Below are 1,113 nucleotides of genomic sequence, written 5' to 3'. Positions count from 1 at the left end.
GCCGTGGGTTCCTACTCCGCGCCCTCGCCCGCGCGCCGGCGCTTCAGCCAGAGCGCCGCGCCGCCGGCCGCGACCACCAGGCCGCCGCCGACCGCCAGCAGCCCCGCGTCGGCGCCCATCGAGTCGCCGAGCACCGGCCCGAGCTGCGCGGCCGCGGGCTCCGGGGAGATGCCCGGATCGGGCTCCGCCACCGACTCCGCGTGCGCCATCGCGCCACCCGACAGCAGCACCCCGGCCGCCCCCAGCGCACCGGCCGTACCGACCCGCCGCCCGAGCTGCTTCAGCTTGACCACCCGGCCCCGCCGCACTCGGCGGACCGGACGCAATCCCCGCATCGAGAACTCCCCAGGACTCGTTCGCGTACCGGGCCGACGCTATCCGATCCCGCACAGGGTTCTCACACCGATTCAGGTTTGGACGGGCAAGCGTTGTACGACTGTTGCGTACCGCGAACGCCGCTTTGACGCGCAGTCAGCGCCTCAGGAGTTGTACGAGCCCTGGGCCCGCTCCAGCCCCTCGGACAGCAGCGCCTCCACCGCGTCCGCCGAGCGGTCCACGAACCACTCCAGCTCCTTGCGCTCGGTCGAGGAGAAGTCCTTCAGCACGAAGTCCGCGACCTCCATCCGGCCCGGCGGGCGGCCGATCCCGCAGCGCACCCGGTGGTAGTCCGGGCCCAGCGACTTGGTGATCGACTTCAGCCCGTTGTGGCCGTTGTCCCCGCCGCCCAGCTTCAGCCGCAGCGTCGCGTAGTCGATGTCCAGCTCGTCGTGGACCGCGATCAGCGCCGAGGCCGGCGCCTTGTAGAAGTCGCGCAGCGCCGTCACCGGCCCGCCGGAGAGGTTCATGAAGGACATCGGCTTGGCCAGCACCACCCGCTTGCCCGCCAGCCGTCCCTCCGCGACCTGCGCCCGGCTCTTGTGCGCCTTGAACTTGGCGCCCATCCGCTGCGCCAGCAGGTCCACCACCATGAAGCCGATGTTGTGCCGGTTCCGGGCGTACTGCTCCCCGGGGTTGCCCAGACCCACCACCAGCCACGGGCCCTCGTACTCGTCCGCCATGTCCCTCGCCCTCTCCTTCGCGCTCGTCGTCATCATCCCGGACACACCGCTGCCC

General features: G+C 72.0%; 2 protein-coding genes. Both read right to left on the bottom strand.

Annotated elements, in window-relative coordinates:
- Positions 1 to 11: 11 nt before the first annotated feature.
- Positions 12 to 335, bottom strand: coding sequence for a hypothetical protein (locus ACFRMQ_RS40905; RefSeq protein WP_380736012.1), 324 nt, complete (start codon positions 333 to 335; stop codon positions 12 to 14).
- A gap of 144 nt (positions 336 to 479) precedes the next feature.
- A complete protein-coding gene (gene pth / locus ACFRMQ_RS40900; protein WP_380736014.1) occupies positions 480 to 1,058 on the bottom strand; it encodes an aminoacyl-tRNA hydrolase in 579 nt (192 codons plus the stop codon).
- Positions 1,059 to 1,113: the final 55 nt, after the last annotated feature.

The sequence above is a fragment of the Kitasatospora sp. NPDC056783 genome, from assembly GCF_042789895.1.
Taxonomy (GTDB): Bacteria; Actinomycetota; Actinomycetes; order Streptomycetales; family Streptomycetaceae; genus Kitasatospora.
This window is presented reverse-complemented; position numbering and strand designations above follow the sequence as displayed.

Coding starts and splice junctions, on each gene's coding strand:
- ACFRMQ_RS40905 (WP_380736012.1), bottom strand. CDS start 335: ATGCGGGGATTGCGTCCGGTCCGCCGAGTGCGGCGGGGCCGGGTGGTC.
- pth (WP_380736014.1), bottom strand. CDS start 1,058: ATGGCGGACGAGTACGAGGGCCCGTGGCTGGTGGTGGGTCTGGGCAAC.